Source organism: Erysipelothrix sp. HDW6C (assembly GCF_011299615.1).
Lineage (GTDB): Bacteria > Bacillota_I > Bacilli_A > Erysipelotrichales > Erysipelotrichaceae > Erysipelothrix.
Window position 1 is genome coordinate 1,971,878 of the sequence record NZ_CP049861.1, and the last position, 18,598, is coordinate 1,990,475.

At 40.2% G+C, this 18,598-nt stretch carries 16 protein-coding genes; 2 read left to right on the forward strand and 14 right to left on the reverse strand.

The annotated features are described in order from the left end of the window. Genes G7062_RS09375 through G7062_RS09385 form a run of 3 tightly spaced genes read right to left on the reverse strand, consistent with a single transcriptional unit; the run spans position 1 to position 3,787 of the window. Positions 1-1,674, reverse strand: a complete 1,674-nt coding sequence (locus G7062_RS09375; RefSeq protein WP_240915948.1) for an iron ABC transporter permease — start codon at positions 1,672-1,674, stop codon at positions 1-3. After that, on the reverse strand, positions 1,667-2,725 hold the full coding sequence (locus G7062_RS09380) for an ABC transporter ATP-binding protein (RefSeq protein WP_166065663.1): 1,059 nt from the start codon (positions 2,723-2,725) through the stop codon (positions 1,667-1,669). Before G7062_RS09380 ends, G7062_RS09375 begins: the two co-directional genes overlap by 8 nt. Positions 2,726-2,773: 48 nt before the next feature. Further along, a complete protein-coding gene (locus tag G7062_RS09385; RefSeq protein WP_166065664.1) occupies positions 2,774-3,787 on the reverse strand; it encodes an ABC transporter substrate-binding protein in 1,014 nt (337 codons plus the stop codon). 151 nt (positions 3,788-3,938) lie between these two features. Here G7062_RS09385 and G7062_RS09390 point away from each other — a divergent pair, with 151 nt between their 5' ends. Beyond that, entirely contained in the window at positions 3,939-5,339 is a 1,401-nt protein-coding gene (locus G7062_RS09390; RefSeq protein ID WP_166065665.1) for a phosphoglucomutase/phosphomannomutase family protein, read from the forward strand. A gap of 21 nt (positions 5,340-5,360) precedes the next feature. Here G7062_RS09390 and G7062_RS09395 read toward each other — a convergent pair whose 3' ends face one another. From G7062_RS09395 to G7062_RS09420, 6 genes are all read right to left on the reverse strand, one after another. Beyond that, entirely contained in the window at positions 5,361-5,966 is a 606-nt protein-coding gene (locus G7062_RS09395; RefSeq protein WP_166065666.1) for an HAD family phosphatase, read from the reverse strand. Positions 5,967-6,079: 113 nt separating this feature from the next. Then, positions 6,080-7,486, reverse strand: coding sequence for a dihydrolipoyl dehydrogenase (gene lpdA, locus G7062_RS09400; RefSeq protein WP_166065667.1), 1,407 nt, complete (start codon positions 7,484-7,486; stop codon positions 6,080-6,082). Between the two features lie 18 nt (positions 7,487-7,504). Continuing rightward, on the reverse strand, positions 7,505-9,121 hold the full coding sequence (locus G7062_RS09405; protein ID WP_166065668.1) for a 2-oxo acid dehydrogenase subunit E2: 1,617 nt from the start codon (positions 9,119-9,121) through the stop codon (positions 7,505-7,507). 18 nt (positions 9,122-9,139) lie between these two features. Beyond that, positions 9,140-10,120, reverse strand: coding sequence for an alpha-ketoacid dehydrogenase subunit beta (locus tag G7062_RS09410; RefSeq protein ID WP_166065669.1), 981 nt, complete (start codon positions 10,118-10,120; stop codon positions 9,140-9,142). Beyond that, positions 10,120-11,238, reverse strand: coding sequence for a pyruvate dehydrogenase (acetyl-transferring) E1 component subunit alpha (pdhA, locus tag G7062_RS09415; protein ID WP_166065670.1), 1,119 nt, complete (start codon positions 11,236-11,238; stop codon positions 10,120-10,122). The genes G7062_RS09410 and pdhA overlap by 1 nt, the downstream gene beginning before the upstream one ends. Before the next feature lie 135 nt (positions 11,239-11,373). Beyond that, on the reverse strand, positions 11,374-12,360 hold the full coding sequence (locus G7062_RS09420) for a lipoate--protein ligase (protein WP_166065671.1): 987 nt from the start codon (positions 12,358-12,360) through the stop codon (positions 11,374-11,376). Positions 12,361-12,480: 120 nt separating this feature from the next. Here G7062_RS09420 and G7062_RS09425 point away from each other — a divergent pair, with 120 nt between their 5' ends. Then, positions 12,481-12,891, forward strand: a complete 411-nt coding sequence (locus G7062_RS09425; RefSeq protein ID WP_166065672.1) for a DUF2721 domain-containing protein — start codon at positions 12,481-12,483, stop codon at positions 12,889-12,891. A gap of 20 nt (positions 12,892-12,911) precedes the next feature. On the opposite strand, the gene G7062_RS09430 is transcribed toward G7062_RS09425, so the two are convergent. From G7062_RS09430 to G7062_RS09450, 5 genes are all read right to left on the reverse strand, one after another. Then, positions 12,912-13,391 (reverse strand): GNAT family N-acetyltransferase, encoded by a 480-nt coding sequence (locus tag G7062_RS09430; RefSeq protein ID WP_166065673.1) that lies wholly within the window; start codon positions 13,389-13,391, stop codon positions 12,912-12,914. A gap of 99 nt (positions 13,392-13,490) precedes the next feature. Beyond that, on the reverse strand, positions 13,491-15,038 hold the full coding sequence (locus G7062_RS09435) for a putative ABC exporter domain-containing protein (RefSeq protein WP_166065674.1): 1,548 nt from the start codon (positions 15,036-15,038) through the stop codon (positions 13,491-13,493). Beyond that, positions 15,022-15,726 carry an ABC transporter ATP-binding protein gene (locus G7062_RS09440; RefSeq protein ID WP_166065675.1) on the reverse strand — a complete coding sequence of 235 codons (705 nt, stop codon included), beginning with the start codon at positions 15,724-15,726 and terminating at the stop codon, positions 15,022-15,024. The genes G7062_RS09435 and G7062_RS09440 overlap by 17 nt, the downstream gene beginning before the upstream one ends. A gap of 290 nt (positions 15,727-16,016) precedes the next feature. Beyond that, positions 16,017-16,751 (reverse strand): LytTR family DNA-binding domain-containing protein, encoded by a 735-nt coding sequence (locus tag G7062_RS09445; protein ID WP_166065676.1) that lies wholly within the window; start codon positions 16,749-16,751, stop codon positions 16,017-16,019. Then, entirely contained in the window at positions 16,745-18,526 is a 1,782-nt protein-coding gene (locus G7062_RS09450) for a GHKL domain-containing protein (RefSeq protein ID WP_166065677.1), read from the reverse strand. The genes G7062_RS09445 and G7062_RS09450 overlap by 7 nt, the downstream gene beginning before the upstream one ends. Positions 18,527-18,598 lie beyond the last annotated feature (72 nt).

Genomic DNA, 18,598 nt, shown 5'->3' on the forward strand with positions numbered 1-18,598 from the left:
CTATACGACTGAAACTTTTCCCTTACTGATAATACTAAAAATTGCAAAGGAAATAATAGTTGCGACAGTTAAGATACTTGCCAATGCTGCAGCAGTACCAAAGCTTGCTCGTACAACTTCAGTATAAATGGCGACCGATATTGTCGCGGTCTTACCAGTATACAACATAATACTTGAACTTAACTCATTAATGGTACTGATCCATGAAAGAATCGCTCCTGAGATAATTCCCGGCAGCATGAGTCGTGCCGTGACTTTAAAGAACGAACGCATCGGTGAAACTCCAAGATTGATGGATGCTTCTTCGACACTTTGATCGACTTGCTGGAGCATCGCGCTCGACGATCGTACCGTATATGGCATCTTTCGAATGACATAGGCGATAATCATAATCGCCGGCGTTCCAACAAGAACAAGCGGCCCTTGCTTAAATGCAAGCATCAAACCGATACCAAGAACTGCTCCTGGAATAACATAGGGGAACATAACCAAGATATCAAGAAGGTCGGAAGATTTTGAGCGACGTTTTGTTGTTAGATAAGCAATGATGATTCCTATTACAATTATAACAACAATTGCAATTGATGAGAATATAAAGGTGTTGCTAATATTTCGACCAAGTTTATAGAATATGGTCTTGTAGCTATCCAAGCTAAACCCACTGACAAACATCGGTCCACTTGTTTTCATGAACGACGTGAATACAACTACAATTTGCGGTAGGAAGGTAACAATAGCAACAAAGAACGTTAAGAGTGTCATCAACACACGGGGAACGGAACGCAATTTCTCTACCTTTGGTGGTCGCAGTGTACTCATTGAGTACTGTTTCTTTGCAACCACACGTTTTTGATAGAGCAAGACCGTAAGGGAGCATGCAACAACAATAATGCTAAGTGCAGCGGCTAGCCCTGGGTTCCCTGACATCTCACCCATAAACTCTTCATAGACAAGAACCGGGAGTACCTTGTACCCTTCACCAATTAACATTGGGGTTCCAAAGTCAGCGAGACTCGACATGAATACCATGACAGCACCAGCAGCAATTGTTGGTAAAATCACTGGGAATGTAACCGTCATAATACGACGCCATTTACTCATTCCAAGGTTTTCAGCTGCTTCCTCTAAAGAACTGTCAATTCCCTCAAGCGCTCCTTTAACATAAAGGTATACATAGGGATAAAGTTTCAGTGTGAAAACTAAAATAATACCAAAATATCCATAGATTGAGGGTGTATGAATGCCAATATTTGCGAGGAAGTTTGTAATGACACCATTTCGTCCCAGCAACATAATCCATGAATAGGCACCAATAAATGGTGGCGACATGAGCGACATCACAATCATGACATTAACAATTCGTTTTCCCCATACATTGTATCGTGTTGTAATGTAGGCTAAGGGAACACCAATCAACACCGATGAAATGGTAGTAACTACCGCAACATTCAGCGAACGGAATAATGTCTGATAGTAATACTTATAAGTGAAGAATGTTTGGAAGTTCTCCATTGTAAATTTACCATCAACATCCATAAAGCTTCGGATGAATAAGGAGCCAAAAGGATAAATTAGAAATAAGAAGAAAATCGCAAAGATGAGAATCTTCGATACACTCCAAAAATCTGGTTTCTTAAACATGGGTTTAATCTTTTGATCGAGCCAGTTAGACATTGAGGTTCACCGTCCCTTCCAGGTCGTAGATATTAACCTTATCAGCCAACAAGTTTAACATCACCGGACCATGAGGACGAATTTGGTTGTTTACCTGTGTGTATTCGTTTACTTCAACAACCTGTCCATTTTCAAGTTCTACTTCGTAACTTACAAAATCGCCAAGGAATGTTGATAATGTAATCACTCCTTTGATGCCTTCATCTGCGAAAATAAATTGTTCTGGTCGAATCGATACCAATACTTCATCGCCACGGTTGGCAGCATTCAATTTCGGGAACACAGTATCCCCGATAATGATTGATTCATTATTGACTGCAACCCCTTTTATGAAGTTTGAGGTTCCAATGAAATTGGATACAAAGCGATTGGCTGGAACTTTGTAGATACGATCGGGTTCATCAACTTGCATAACATGTCCTTTATTCATAACAGCTATGCGGTCAGAAATTGCCAACGCTTCTTCTTGATCATGTGTAACATAGATAGTCGTGATGTTTAACTGACGTTGCAGTTTCTTAATGATCGTACGCATCTGCACACGAAGTTTAGCATCAAGATTTGATAGGGGTTCATCCATCAGGAGAATCTTAGGTTCAATGACAATTGCGCGCGCAAGCGCAACACGTTGTTGTTGTCCCCCCGATAGTGCTGCAGGCATGCGATCTTTAAGATCCGCAATTTGTACAGTTTCCAAAGCATTCATAATACGATCATGGGCTTCTTCTTTGGGAACTTTTCGTGCCTTAAGACCATATCCCACATTATCATAAATACTCAAGTGCGGAAAAACAGCATAGTTTTGGAATACCATTCCAATGTCGCGCTTATGGGCTGGAAGGTTGTTGATGCGTACACCACCAAAATCAATATCGCCACCTTCGATCGAGTTAAACCCTGCAATCATGCGCAACAACGTTGTTTTACCACAACCAGAAGGTCCAAGTAATGTAAAGAACTCCCCTTCTTTAATGGATAACGATACATCATCAATTGCTTTGAAATCCCCATACATTTTGGTCACATTTTTAATATCTACATTAACACTCATAATTACTCTCCTTTAATTAAGAAAAAGAGGGAAGCCCTCTTTTTCGTGTTATTGTCCAACGACAATATCTTTCCAAGCTTTTAAGTTGGCATCTTTTTGTTCGGCTGCCCAATCAAAGTCATATTCCAATAACTTGATATCTGCAAGTGGTTGAAGTCCTTCAGGTGCTTCGACATCATCACGGATTGAACGACGGCTTAGTTTGTTTGACATAAACTCTTGTGTTTCTTTACTTAATACGAAATCAACAAATGTTTGTGCATTATCAAGGTTCTTAGCACCTCGAATGATTGCCACGCCATCGGGAACAGCAGACGTTCCTTCATCGGGATACACAAGTTTTACAGGTGCACCGTTGAGAACATATTTTACGGCTTCTTTTTCAAGTGTTAACCCAACAGCATATTCGCCATCAGCTACACCTTTATAGACTCCTGATGAGTTTGAGACAATTTTGCTGTCAAGGTTAGCGTAGAATTCTTTAATGAAGTCCCAACCACCAGTATCTTTACCATAGGCTTGGACCATTGTCGCCATGATTGTATAAGCAGAACCACTCTTGGCAGGGTCAGCCATTGCAATTTGTCCCTTGAATTGTGGATCGGTCATATCCTTCCATGACTTGGGTGCATTCTCTTCAGAAACAAGATTCGTGTTATACATCATCACCATTGGAAGTGGGCTTTCACCAATCCACTTGTATTCTGGATCATAATATTTTGCATCAACATGTTCTAATTCTTTGGATTGGTAGGGTTGGAAATATTCAGTATACGATGCTAATGACTCTGCACCACCACCCCAGACAACATCACCTTGAGCATTACCGTCTTCCGATTCAACACGTTTGAGTAATTCTCCAGTACCAGCAGCAACAATCTCTACTTTGATACCTGTCTTTTCCTCAAATTCTTTGACTACTGAGTTAATTGTTTCGGCTGGATGAGGTGAATAAATCGTAAGTGTTTTACTTCCTTCTCCACCATCATTACCACCGGATGAACATGCGGTTAATGCGAGTGCAACAATCGCGATCATCATTACTTTGAAGTACTTTTTCATTTGATTCCTCCTGTAAGCGCTTCGACTAACTAAAGATTACCATTGATACCTATTCTGTACAATCGTACAAAACGGTCATTTTGTTTAAAAAACAGGACAAAGATTGTAATCGCTATCAATTGCTTGTAATTTATAGGTAGGAGGAACACCTATGATTAAATTTGGTACTGGGGGATGGCGCGCTATAATTGCAGATGCCTTCACCAAAGAGAATGTGCAAATTCTTGCTCAAGCAGTTGTTAAAGAATTGAGTAAAAAAGAAATCGTAATTGGTTTTGATCGCCGCTTCTTATCCGATATTGCGGCACAATGGTTGGCTGAAGTATTCGCTGGAAATGGTATCCATGTTTATTTTATTAAGCGTGCAGTTCCAACGCCGATGATTATGTTTGCTACCGAATCACTAAAACTTGATTACGGACTCGCGGTAACAGCAAGCCATAATCCGGCAATATACAATGGAATTAAAGTCTTTACGTACGGCGGTAGGGATGCTACACAAGAAGTGACCGCAGTCCTTCAAAAGAACACCGAAACAAATGATCCTGTTTCCGTGATGGACTTTGAAACTGGTATTAAAGAAGGATTGATTGAGTATTACAACCCTCAAAACGAGTATATTGATGCCGTACTTAACTTTGTAGACACCGAAGCAATTCGTAAAGCACAGCTCAGTGTGCTCGTAGATACCATGTTTGGAGTATCGAAGACTTCACTTTCAATCATTCTCAACACAACGCGCTGTGATGTTGATATTATCAATGATCGCCACGATACATTGTTTGGTGGGAAACTTCCCTCACCTGCATCCACAACACTGCATAAACTTAGTGATTTGGTACGAGAAAATCATTATGATATTGGAATCGCTACAGACGGTGATGCAGACCGGATTGGTATTATCGATGAAAATGGACGGTTCATTCATCCCAATCTGTTGATAGCGCTAATCTATCGCTACCTCCTTGTAGAAAAAGGATGGCATGGCCCTGCTGTTCGAAACTTGTCAACAACTCATTTGATTGATAAAATCGCTGCAAAGTATGGTCAATATGTCGTCGAGACGCCGGTTGGGTTTAAACACATTACTGAAGGCATGGATGAGAGTGGTGCAATCATTGGTGGTGAATCGAGTGGGGGGCTTACCATCGCAGGGCACATAAAAGGGAAAGATGGTATTTTCGCAGCAACGCTTCTCGTTGAAATGATTGCTGTTACCGGAAAGAAAATTGGCCAATTGGTTAACGAACTTTATCAAGAATTTGGAGATTTGTATAATGATGAGCGTGACTACAGTTTCACCCTGGCAACACGTGAGCGTATTGAAACACTCTTGTTTGCAGACCGTGCCTTGCCAGACTTTGAAAAAGAAGTCGATCGCATCTCTTATATGGATGGTCTCAAGGTATACTTCAAAGATAACTCATGGATTAGTGCACGATTCTCTGGAACCGAACCGCTCATACGGATTTTCGTTGAATCGGATAGCAATCGCGAAAACCTTCGTCTCATCGAAATATTAGAGAAATTCCTAGACATAAAAGGAAACTAGAGCGAATCTAGTTTCCTTTTTTTAGATGAGATGAACATTTTTTAGATAGTGACGGAAGAGCGTCAGATTCCCGTTGTATTGGTAAGCATACATTCCTACTGATTCAGCGGCCTTTGTATTGGCTCCCAAATCATCCACAAATAAGCACTCTTCTGCGATGAGTTTGTTTGAATCCAATAGGTATTCATAAATTCGAATGTCCGGCTTGGATATATGGATATCTGCGGAAATGAGCAGGCCATCAAAGTATTGGAATACTTCATAGGTATCTTTGTATGAGTGGAAGCGGTCGGCAGCATTTGAACACAGGTAGATGCCATACCCCTTCTCTTTAAGTTCTTTGATAAGTTCAAGCATATCCAATCGTGGTACCTTGTGCAAGTGCCATGTATTAAGAATGTCACGAATTAGCGTGTGATATTCGACAGGTGCACTCTTAAGCAACCCATCTTTTGCTTCATCAAAGGACACATCCCCATTATCAAGTTGTGACCATAACGTGTTTCCAAAGATTAAATCCTTCAATGCTTTTATTACTTTCATATCATCTGTGTATTGCGATAACATGTAATCTGGGCTAAAGTCCATAAGAACATTTCCCATGTCAAATATAAAATTTTGAATCATGTTTGGCTCCTTTTGTCTGTACCATCAATTATACACGATTTGAACATATGATAAATTAGATATCTGAAGTTGCATAAAAAAAAGACACTTACAAGAATGTAAGTGTCTCAATTTTAGATATGAATTGGCAATCCAAGTGATAACTCAGATGCATCCATGACTGTTTCAGCCAATGTTGGGTGAGCATGAATTGTTAATGATAAATCTTCAACGTTCATACGTGTTTCAACAGCTAATCCAATTTCAGCAATAACGTCACTTGCTCCGACTCCAGCTACTTGTCCACCTAAGAGTAGACCTGTTTCTTTGTCTGTAATTAAACGGACAAATCCTTCAGTTGCATTGAGGGATAACGCACGACCGTTTCCACCGAATGGGAACTTCGAAACTTTAACCGTTAAACCTTGGTCTTTTGCTTCTTTTTCTGTTAAACCAACAGTTGCAAGTTCAGGGTCTGTAAAGCAAACTGCAGGGATAGCAACGTAGTCAATGACAACGTTTTCACCGGCAATAACTTCTGCAGCAATCTTCGCTTCGTATGAAGCTTTGTGTGCAAGTGCAGCTCCTGGAACAATATCTCCAATTGCGAAGATGTGTGATTGACTTGTACGACCTTGGTTATCAACATTGATAAGTCCACGATCATTCATTTCAACTCCAGCAACTTGCAATCCAAGATCATCTGTATTTGGACGACGTCCAACAGTAACCATGACAAAATCAGCGTTTACTGTATGTGGTTTTCCGTCGACTTCATAGACAACTTCAACACCATCTTTTGTTTCTTTGGCTTCTTTAGCCATTGCATTGTTAACAATTGTTACATTCTTTTTCGCAAATTCGTTCTCAACAAGTTTGATCATGTCGCGGTCGAATTGTGGCAAGATTGTTGGTGCACCTTCAAGGATTGTAATTTCAGTACCTAAGTTTGCGTAAACTCCAGCTAACTCACTACCGATATATCCTCCACCAATAACAACAAGTTTTTTAGGGATTTCTTTTAAGTTCAATCCACCTGTTGAATCGATGATACGTTTTCCAAATTTGAAACCTTTGATTTCAATTGGACGACTTCCTGTTGCAATGATTGCATTTTTGAAAGTGTAAGATTGTGCATCGTCACCATTAACAACACGTAATTGATGTGTATCGTTAAAGAATGCGGTACCTTTGATAATTTCAACTTTATTCTTTTTAAGAAGTCCAGCTACTCCTGTTGTAAGTGTCTTAACAACTTTTGTATCTTTCCATTCTTGTGTTTTTGCAAAATCGATATGAACATTTTCTGATGTGATACCGAATGCCGTTGAGTCTAATGACTCACGGTAACGGTGTCCAGCATTGATTAATGCTTTTGAAGGAATACATCCAACATTCAAACATACACCACCAATTGCATCTTTTTCAATAATTGCTACTTTTTTCCCGAGTTGTGCTGCGCGAATTGCGGCAACATATCCTCCAGGACCTGACCCGATAACAACTGTATCGAGTTCTAATGCTAAATCTCCAACTACCATGTGTTTACCGTCCTTCTATTAAGATTCCATCAAGAGAAGCTCTGGATTGCTCAAGAGGCGTTTCACTTCGTTCATCGCCATTTGTGCAGTCATACCATCGATAATACGGTGGTCAAAGCTCAATGATAATGCTAAGACATTACCAACACCAAGTGTACCGTCTTCAAGTACTACTGGTTTCTTGTCGATACGTCCAACACCAAGGATTGCAACTTCTGGGAAGTTAATGATTGGTGTAAACCATAGACCACGTGCTGAACCAATATTTGAAATTGTGATTGTTCCATCACGCATATCTGCTAATGCTAATTTGTTATCATTTGCATCTTTTGCAAGTGATGTAATTTCTTTAGCGATTGTAAAGAGACCTTTTGAGTCTGCGTTTTTGATATTTGGTACATATAAACCATGCGGTGTATCTGCAGCAAATCCAATGTTAAAGTAGTTTTTATAGACAATTTCATTTGTCTTGTCATCAACACTACTGTTCAATACTGGGTACTTACGTACAACAGCAACCAACGCTTTAACAACGTATGGTAAGAATGTCAATTTTGCATCTTGTGCTGCGGCAACATCTTTGAATTTCTTGCGATGATTTACAAGTTCTGTAACATCAACTTCATCGAATAATGTAACATGTGGTGCTTCGCGTTTGCTTGTAACCATTGCTTTAGCGATTGCACGACGTGTTGGTGACATTGCTTCACGTGTTTCTGATCCAGCAGCTGTAACAGTCGCTTTGACAGCTGCTTTTGGTGCTTCTGTAGTTGCTTGTGTTGTTGCTGATGGTGCGATTGCTTCTGGTGCGAATGTTGCTTCAGTTGTTTGAACTGGGGCTCCACCTGCTAAGAATGCATCGACATCTGATTTACGAATATGACCATGTTTACCTGTTGCAGCAACTTGTGTTAAGTCTACACCTTTTTCACGTGCATAACGACGTACTGAAGGCATTGCTAAGATACGGCCATCGATTGAGTTATCAGCGTATGTTGTTCCGTTTCCGGCTTTTTCTCCAACAGGTGCACTCACTGCAGGTGCAGGAGTTGTTGCTGCCGGTGCTGGAGCATGAGTGCCACCAGCTGTTGTAATTTCAACAAGTGCATCACCAACAGTTGATACTGTTCCAGGTGTTACTAAGATTTTAGCAATTGTTCCTGATACAGGTGATGGGATTTCTTGAACGAGTTTATCATTTTGGATTTCTAACATTGGTGCATCTTCAGTGACTGTATCACCTTCTTTTACGAACCATTGTACGATTTCACCTTCTGCAATACCTTCGCCAACATCTGGCATGTTGAATACAAAGTTTGCAGATGCTGTTGCAGCAGGTGCTTGAGCAGCTGGTGTTGGTGCAGGTGCTGCTTCAGCGTGGGCAACAGGTGCGCCACCTTCAGTAGCAAATTCGACCAAGTCGTCACCTACTGATGACACAGTTCCTGGTTGAACTAAAATCTTTGAAACTGTACCTGTAACAGGTGATGGGATTTCTTGTACTAATTTATCGTTTTGGATTTCAAGTAGTGGCTCATCTTCTTTGATGGAGTCCCCTTCTTTAACAAACCATTGTACGATTTCACCTTCAGCGATTCCTTCACCGACATCAGGCATTTTAAATTTGAATGACATAATTTGTGGCCTCCTCTATTAGTCGAAGTTTACTGTTTCGCGAACTTTTACAGCAATATCTTCTGCGTTTGGTAACCAATCAGCTTCTGCAAGACCGAATGGGAATACTGTATCCGGTGCGGCAACACGACCAATTGGAGCTTTAAGTGTTAAGATTGCACGTTCGGCAATTTCTGCCATAACAGTGACACCAACACCTGCTTGACGTTGTGCTTCTTGCACGACAACCAAGCGGCCAGTTTTTTCAACAGATGCAACGATTGTTTCGATATCAATTGGTGAAACAGTACGCAAGTCGATAACCTCAACTGAGATTCCTTCTGCTGCGAGTGTTTCAGCTGTCTTAATTGCTTCACGAACCATATATCCGTAAGTTACGATTGTTACATCAGTTCCTTCAGTAACGATATTTGCTTTACCCAATGGAATTGTGTAGTAGCCTTCTGGAACTTCGTCACGGAATGAACGGTATAATTTCATGTGCTCTAAGTAAACAACTGGATCATTGTCTTCGATTGCAGCAAGTAATAAACCTTTTGCATCGTAAGGGTTTGATGGAATAACTACCTTAATACCAGGTGTTTGTGCCATTAAGCCTTCCAAGTTGTCTGAGTGAAGTTCAGGAGTATGAACACCACCACCGAATGGTGAGCGAATTGTAATTGGCATGTTACGTGTATTACCTAAACGGTAACGTGTACGTGCCATTTGAGCTACGATTGAGTCCATAACTTCAAATACAAAACCAAAGAATTGTACTTCAGGAATAGGTCGGAATTTTTCCAATGCAAGTCCGATTGCTAAACCACCAATTCCAGATTCAGCTAAAGGTGTATCGAATACACGGTCTTCACCATGTTTCTCTTGAAGTCCATCAGTTGCGCGGAATACTCCACCATTTTTCCCAACGTCTTCTCCGAAAATCAATGTATTTTCATCACGTTCAAGGGCAATATCAAGCGCTTCTGTAATGGCTTGGATCATTGTTAATTGTGCCATTATTTGTTACCCTCCTTTTTTTCAAAATATGCAATTTGTTCTTCAATAACATTTGTAGGTACTTCGAACATATTTTTCAAGAAGTCAGAAACTTTTTGTTTTGGTGTTGCATCAGCAAGCTTCACAGCTTCTTTAATTTCTTCGTCGTAACGTTCGATTAATTCAACTTCATGTTCCTCAGTCCATAAGCCTTTTTCAGTTAAGAAATTACGCATACGGATCAATGGATCTTTTTTGTCCCATTCATCAAATGATGCTTGGTCACGGTAACGTTTTGGATCATCACCTGATAGTGAGTGAGGACCGAAACGTGATGTTAATGTTTCGATAAGTACAGGACCATTTCCTGCAAGAGCCCAGTCACGCGCTGCTTTTGACACTGTGTAAACTGCAAGTGCATCCATTCCATCGACTTGAATTCCTGGAATACCAGCTGCTGCGGCTTTTTGTGCCAATGTAGGTGCTGCTGTTTGGACATGACGTGGTGTCGAAATCGCATAACCGTTATTTTGAATGTAGAAAACAACAGGTGCTTTGAAAGCTCCAGCATAGTTCATACCTTCGTATGTATCACCTTGTGATGATCCACCGTCTCCAGTATATGTAAATGCAACTTGTTGCTTACCACGTTTTTTAAGTCCAACACCCGAACCGGCTGCTTGGATAATTTGCGCACCGATAATGATTTGTGGTGGCATTGCTTGTAAGTCTTCTGGATAGTTGTTTCCCTCAACGTGTCCACGGCTCCATAAAAATGCTTTGTGGAGTGGTAATCCGTGTAATACTAATTGTGGAATATCACGGTATCCTGGGTAAAGAACATCCTTTTTGTCAAATGCAAAATGGGATGCAACTTGTGATGCTTCTTGTCCTGCTGTAGGAGCAAAGAAACCCAAGCGTCCTTGACGTGCCAATGTTGTTGAACGATCGTTCAACGCTCTTGACCACAACATTTGTTCGAAAAGTTCAACCAACTCTTCGTCTTTTAAGTCAGGGAGCAAATCATTGCTCACGACTTTTCCAGTCTCATCTAGAATCTGGAATGTTGGGTATAACTTCTCAACTGATTTCAGTTGAGCTTCAAAGTCCAACGCTTTGATTTTTTTTGTTTGTGCCATAAAAAATCTCCATTTCCCTTCTCTATTTACGTTTTGCACGAAGTGCCACGTAATACCCTATAAATGTACCATGTAACAGGGTTTCATTCAATGATAATGATGTGTTTCGTGTGAATTCTTTCCGATAAATCACAATTAATCAAACATTAACGATAAAAGTTCTTCTTGTGTAATCATTCCGAAATATTTCTTAAGTTCAAGACCACTTAATACAGCAGCAACATCTGCTCTGTGGAATCGAACACCCTGAAGACGCGCTTCAACTTCCGCAACATCTTCAACGCCCAAATAGTCACCAATGAACCGAACGGATTGAATCCGACCTTCGTTAACATCCATCAACAACTCAACTTTTCCCCCAGGGAAACGGTTGCTGTTTTTGAGATTAAACTCGGGTGAGTAACCGTAAATCCAATCCCAGGTACCAAAACGGTTGACTGCCTCGTACTCAATCTTTGCGAGGTCGGCATCTGTAAGCACAATCTCTGCATCCTTACCTTCATTGGATAAGTAGTATTGCAACGAATCCCAAAAATCTTGGAGTGTTGTTCCCTCAGGGAGGTGTTCTTTGATGTTTGTAACTCGCGAACGTACTGATTTCACACCTTTTGAGGTTATCTTGTCAGGACTTACATTTAAGGCATCGACAAGATCTTCAACATTCACATCAAACATCAGTGTCCCATGATGCATCAATTTTCCGTTTGCCATGCGTTGTGCATTCCCAGATATTTTGAGGCCATCCAACAAAATATCATTGCGTCCGGATGCTTCTGCACTGACACCCATACTTGCTAAGGCATCGATAATTGGTTGCACATATTTCTTGTAATTTACTTTACCCGGGTCATCCACATTGATAACAAAGGTAAAGTTCAAATTACCAAAATCATGATAAACTGCACCACCACCAGAAACACGTCTTGCGACTTTAATGCCGCGTTCATCAATAAACCCTTGATTGATTTCTTCGGCAGTATTTTGGTTTTTCCCAATAATTACTGACGGCTCATTTTGCCATAAAAAAAAGAAATCTTCATCGCATTCAATCGACTTCATTGCATATTCATCCAATGCTAAATTGAAGTAAGGATTGGTCGATGGATTCTTTAAATATCTCATAAATAATGCCTCGCTCTCTATTCCCTTGCTCTATCATTCTATAGCCTCATAGTGTATAATTCAATAAAAGTAACCGAATTCATTTGTTATGTTTTTGACAACTATCAAGGAGAGTTTATTATGGATTTCACATTCGATTTTTCCCTCACTACCCCAGCACTTATTTTCCCCGCAATCTCGCTTTTAATGCTCGCATACACAAATCGGTTTGTCGTGCTTGCAGACCTTATTCGCGCTTTATACAATGACAATCAACAACATCCAAAGCAACAAAATCTTGATCAGATTGCCAACCTTAAATATCGCATGGACGTGATTAAGAAGATGCAAATCTTTGGTGCTGCAAGTTTTATCGTTGCAGTTATCAGCATGCTTGTTGCAATGCTAAAAATACCATTTGCATCTGCAGCATTGTTTGCGATAGCCTTAGTCTTACTTGTGATATCCCTTGCCTGTCTCTTACGGGAACTTACTGTATCCATTGACGCACTTACTATTCAACTGGATGATATTAGCGACCAAAACAACTAAAAGGAGCCTCAGCTCCTTTTTTAGTCAAATACTTTAACTGCTACCAACTCATCCGAGCAAATTTCTCCTGTTTCTTCGAACCCAAAAGAAGCATACAGTTTTTGGGCGACACTGTTTTCGGGTTCATAGGAAAGCCAACACGCTTTCGCCTCACCCACGGGTGCAGATTTTATGAATTCCAACACCGCTTCAATTCCTGCTCGGCCGTATCCTTTCCCTTGGCATTTGGCATCAATCATATAACGCCACAAGCAATAATTTCCATCTGCAATGGCTGGATCATCAGCATCAATGCGATCATACCCTAACATGACAAAACCAACGGTGTCCTCGTTATGCTTGAGAGCGTACGGTAAAGCTATCTTATTTTGAATGATCGTTGTATAAGCCTCGATGATACTTTGTTCGTTTGTGGCAACAAAGTCTCTTTGGGATTCGCTCACTTGGAGATTGCACACCTTCCAAACATTGTCATCATTAATCGGTTCAATTGTTATCATATTCAAACCTCCATGGATTAATTATAACAAAACATGAATACTATCACTAGAAAAAAACACCGTCGTTATTTGTACGGCGGTGTCTTTCATTTCGCTCTTTTAATATTCTGTACCATTCATCATTGGTGAACACATCTTGAATACAATCAGTGCAACAACAACAGCAAGACAACTCCCAAGAATGCTTCCGGCATAAATAAGTACTGTAAGATCAACACCTGCCAGGTATGCAAGCCACACACCCAAAGCAGCAGGTGCAATCATAGCCATAATAGACGCCATGCGCACTGCTGACTCAATCATCATTGTTGTGCGAGTCTTCAACATACGTATCGCTAAGACATTACTTGCGTACACGCACATGACAACGGCAAACACCACAATAAGAGCAATACCCATTTGGATAAGTGGAACACTCAGATAGATTGCCGGAACAACGACTGCAATTGTCGCCATTATCAGTGTCTTCAACATAGGTAATGCGATTGATGCCATCAGTTTCTTTAAGGGTTTTTCCGGTATCAGGTAAGTATATGGACTCTTGAAGTCCGTTTTGATACTTTCGGAGCTCACAATAAACGAGAGATACATCACAAGCATTCCCATAATTAGAATAAACGGTGCACCACTGAACATCATGACCCCTACCATTGAAGCAATTCCAGCGAACTCATTCATCGATATAATGGAACGCGTTTTCTTCGCAACGAGCAAATTCTTTGAGAACAGTGCCTGCGCACCTTCTGCAAACGATACTTTTGACTCGTGAACCTTTTGATTCACGGACTCCGTATTCCCTGCCATTGCAGCACGGTAGTATTTCGTAAATTCTTCAGCATCAATAATTGCTTGTTCATAGAAGTACCCTTTTGTATTAATTACAATGAGAGCCAACCCAATACAACATGCAACAAGACCTGCATAGATTGCTACGGAGAGCCATGTGTTTCCGACAACATAAGCACTCAGTGCCCAACGGCTCCAACCAAAGATTGGAATCCAATCGAACATGTCACCGATAAAGAAATTCATGAATCCTGCACGTAAATCCCATCCGGACTGATAAATTGACCACACCATCATACCTGCAAGCACCAATAATAATATAGCTAGGATACCGATTTGCGCTTTTGAAGTGCGTTTGGTGATCAGCTTCTTCAAGTAAAAGAAATCAATCATCACCGTTACAAAATACATGACAATGGACACACTCAATGTTGCGAGTACGAATAACACGGGTGGGATTTGATACATGGACGCCATGGCAATGGTTGTGAAAAACGATGTTACCATCCCCATCATAATCGCGGGAAGAATATCTTCTAAAATAAGATATGTGAGAATCTGGCGATTCGAAAATGGACCAATAAACATGTAGTAAGAATCCTCTACAAAAAAGAGACTCATTTTTTTCTGAACCAACATAATCACAACAAAGATAAGCATAATCATGGCGTTTGTAATGGTATAGATCATCATCGCATCGCGATCCATGATATCACTTCCGGTTACTGTGAACATTTTTGAGAGTGACCAAATGTATCCTGCCACAACAACAAGTGTTAAGATTGCGGATAACGGTTTGCTTAGAATTGAACGAATTTTCGCCTTCTTCTTAACAAACGAGAGACTAAAGAGTGCTTTCATTTTGATCACCTATTTCAAAGTAGATATCTTTTAATGAACGACCGTCAAGTTCAGCACGGGCGATTTCTTTTACTACGACACCCCGTTGCATAATGTATGCACGGTCCCACACTTCATTAACCATATCAATAATGTGGGTACTCATGAGGATGCTGACATTCTCTTTTTTAAGCGCAACAAGAATTTGTAGCGTTTCTTCAATGCTCTTTGGATCAAGCCCCATCATTGGTTCATCAACAAGCAACGCTTGGGGTTCAAGCATTAAAGCAAGTACCATTGATAGTTTCTGACGCATCCCTTTTGAGAGTTCGCGTGCGACTGTTTTTCGTTTCTCTTGCAAGTGGAAAATGTCTAAGTACTTGTTGGAAACAATTTCATAATCATCCAAACGGTAGGATTTACCAATAAATTCAATATGTTCATCAATGGTGAGCAAATCATAGAGAATGGGTGTTTCTGGTATATACCCAAACGCCTTCTTTGCTTCGACTGACTTATTGTCGTAGCCACAAATTTCAATATTCCCTTGAAATTCCAACAAACCGATAATGCTTTTAATCGTTGTTGATTTCCCAGCACCATTTTCCCCTAAAAGTACGGTTAACTCGCCTGGTCTTGCTGTCAAAGAGACATTATTCGCTCCAACAACCTTACCATAATCTTTAACTAAGTTTTTTACTTCAATCATGTGTTTCTCCTTCTCTTCGTATGCGATGAATCATCTACAGGTAATATGCACAGTATTTCACGGCGATTCGTCAATCTCGTAACAGTGCGATAACGTCCTGTATAAATTATAGTCTTGTTTTCTCAATCATTTAAAAATATGAAGTCTAGTTGGAAAATTCGTCAATCGACTACATTTTTTTATCATTACCATAAGTAAACTTGAATATAATCATAGCTCCTGTATGCATTCATAGTATCGGAATGGGTACAAAAAAGTGGTTGTGCTTCCCAAACAACCACTTCTTAAGCCTAAATGGCCTCTTTAAGTATTTTTTTTGCTGAACGTGAAATGGAACACTCACTGCCATCCTTGAATACAATGCGATTCTCACTGTAATAGATACTCTTGATCATGTGTTTATTAATCAGGTATGAACGGTGCACACGAATGAAGTTCTCAGGAAGTGATGCAGCGATATCACTCAAGCTACCAAAGAATTCAAAACTGTCATCCAAAGCCGTCAAGATGATGCGATGTTTCTTTACCGAGGTCTCAAAGTAAACCACAGTATCGAGATCAACATTCACAATTTCATCAAAGATTTTCGTTGTAAAGAATTTCGGTTCTCGTGATTGCGTGTGACTTATGCGCATTTGTACACTATCAATGCAGGCAGTGATACGGCTTTGCATGATACCTACATCATCCTTAACAATGTAGTCCATTGCTTCAACGCGATGTTTAAATGTTTCAAAGGCCAACTCACCATGCGTCGTTACAAAAACAATAAACCCACGCGCATCTATCGTTCGAATCTCTTTCGCTAAAGCAAATCCATTCCGTTCACCCTCTCCCAAATCAACATCAAGAAAGTACAGACATTGGTCACTGTGAGTGACCATATCCACTAAAACTTCAGAGGGTTTATCAGTGGCTAAGACAACACGCATATCATACCCCTGCATCAGAATATGATTGGAAACCGTTTCGCTAATAAAGTTGCGAATTTCGTGATTGTCTTCGCAAATATAAATTCTTAACATGGACTGTTTCCTCCTATTCTAATGGTTTGCATGAAACGATTCTCACGAATTTGTGTCCGTGTCATGATATTGTCATACTTATTGATAATGTGACGGTAACTGCTCAATCCTTCACCCCGTTCCTGTCCTTTGGTTGAGAAACGATTCTTAAAACATTGTTGGATGGAAACGTCATCGCCACACTCGTTCTCGACTAAGAACGTTACTTTATCATTTTCCTTATAGACAATAAATTTGATGATTTTTGCATCTTCGCACTCAATCGCATTATCCAAAAGAATTCCCAGACAGCGCAGTGCATCTTTAATTTCAAAGCGAATATTTCGAATGGGTTCGTTAACTTCAATAATGAATTGTTTTCCCGCTACCCGGGCTTGATGTGCTTTTCCTAACACCAATCCTTGCAACTCAACAATTCTAAGATTATGAAATGCGTACGTATTTCTAAGATCATCTTGGAATGGCGCCATTGCATTTGAAAATTCGTGCGCGAAAAAAGTCTGAATTGCAGTTACTTCCCCTGTTTCAACTTGCATATTCAAATCACGAAGTGCTGCCAGTGTTGCATCACGTTCGCGGTGTAACTTCTCACTGACATTAGCCAACATTTGCAGGTATAGCGTTTGTTCTTCATAAAGTGCACCCACATGATTGCTACGGCGACGGTGCATCATACCAGTTACACGGAGTGATATCGCCATTAAAATGCTTAGAATAATAATCATGAATAAATTGAGATAACTGTTTTGCCAGAATGTTGTCATCAACAACACGATGCCAAAAACGAATAAAGCACCAACAATTAACATTTTCCAATAGGCAATCGGGCGATCATGGATGCCCTCATTCTCATTCATGTCTTGTTCGGATGGTGTTGATGATGTAGTCATGTACGCAATAACGTCAGTAATATATTGTTGCGTCTCATCGGTATTATTGAGAATTCCAGGCATTGCAATTCCCAACATCATATTTTGTAGATCGTGGCGCATGTGACGCATATCTGTTTGCAGTTGTTCAAGATGCTCAATCGATTTCTTCACCGTCAGCAGACGACTCACACCATCGGTTAGTTTGCTGCGACTTTGCTCATATGATCCCAGTGCATAGATAAAGAGATATACATTGAAAGTCGTCAAACACGCAACGGTAAATATGACCAAATCCTGAGATGTATTGTTGGGATTAAAGCCAAACTCAAAGCGTACAATATCTTTGATTAGATACACGGCAACAAGGACGGACCATTTCAACCAACGCTTCGCAGTAACATCATGAAAGGCTTCTGAAAAGTGCAACATTCGTAACAGTTTCGAGAAACAAAGGCCCACAAACGCCACGATAACATAGATGATTTTCAGGGTTTCTTCTGTAATCATTTGATCCGGAAGTTGAAGTACAACCGCTACAGATGCCAACGTAAAGACATTCATTGAAAAATACAAACCCAACACCACAGCAATCCACGCTGTGACAAGATCCTTTTTGTAGTTTCGAACAATAATCCACGTAAAGATAACCGTTTGCACAATATAGGTAACATACTCGGTCCCAAAGACAACAAGTGGATTGGAATAGGCTTCTGCATTGTAAATAATTATAATATTCATCACAAACTGAATGAGGACAAAATAGACAAAATAACGGACCATCGCCCATGTGAATGGAATCCCTAAAACTGCACGGGCAACCCATTGCCAAGCCGCACAAAAAAGAACCGAAATCGGCACTACATGTTGTAATAAGTATACAAAAATTTCCAGAAAATCTGCCATGATTACCACCCTAATACTGAGATAATTTTAATGCAATTCACAAAATAATACAAATTAATAAAAAAACCTCCG

Coding starts and splice junctions, on each gene's coding strand:
- G7062_RS09375 (WP_240915948.1), bottom strand. CDS start 1,674: ATGTCTAACTGGCTCGATCAAAAGATTAAACCCATGTTTAAGAAACCA.
- G7062_RS09380 (WP_166065663.1), bottom strand. CDS start 2,725: ATGAGTGTTAATGTAGATATTAAAAATGTGACCAAAATGTATGGGGAT.
- G7062_RS09385 (WP_166065664.1), bottom strand. CDS start 3,787: ATGAAAAAGTACTTCAAAGTAATGATGATCGCGATTGTTGCACTCGCA.
- G7062_RS09390 (WP_166065665.1), top strand. CDS start 3,939: ATGATTAAATTTGGTACTGGGGGATGGCGCGCTATAATTGCAGATGCC.
- G7062_RS09395 (WP_166065666.1), bottom strand. CDS start 5,966: ATGATTCAAAATTTTATATTTGACATGGGAAATGTTCTTATGGACTTT.
- lpdA (WP_166065667.1), bottom strand. CDS start 7,486: ATGGTAGTTGGAGATTTAGCATTAGAACTCGATACAGTTGTTATCGGG.
- G7062_RS09405 (WP_166065668.1), bottom strand. CDS start 9,121: ATGTCATTCAAATTTAAAATGCCTGATGTCGGTGAAGGAATCGCTGAA.
- G7062_RS09410 (WP_166065669.1), bottom strand. CDS start 10,120: ATGGCACAATTAACAATGATCCAAGCCATTACAGAAGCGCTTGATATT.
- pdhA (WP_166065670.1), bottom strand. CDS start 11,238: ATGGCACAAACAAAAAAAATCAAAGCGTTGGACTTTGAAGCTCAACTG.
- G7062_RS09420 (WP_166065671.1), bottom strand. CDS start 12,360: ATGAGATATTTAAAGAATCCATCGACCAATCCTTACTTCAATTTAGCA.
- G7062_RS09425 (WP_166065672.1), top strand. CDS start 12,481: ATGGATTTCACATTCGATTTTTCCCTCACTACCCCAGCACTTATTTTC.
- G7062_RS09430 (WP_166065673.1), bottom strand. CDS start 13,391: ATGATAACAATTGAACCGATTAATGATGACAATGTTTGGAAGGTGTGC.
- G7062_RS09435 (WP_166065674.1), bottom strand. CDS start 15,038: ATGAAAGCACTCTTTAGTCTCTCGTTTGTTAAGAAGAAGGCGAAAATT.
- G7062_RS09440 (WP_166065675.1), bottom strand. CDS start 15,726: ATGATTGAAGTAAAAAACTTAGTTAAAGATTATGGTAAGGTTGTTGGA.
- G7062_RS09445 (WP_166065676.1), bottom strand. CDS start 16,751: ATGTTAAGAATTTATATTTGCGAAGACAATCACGAAATTCGCAACTTT.
- G7062_RS09450 (WP_166065677.1), bottom strand. CDS start 18,526: ATGGCAGATTTTCTGGAAATTTTTGTATACTTATTACAACATGTAGTG.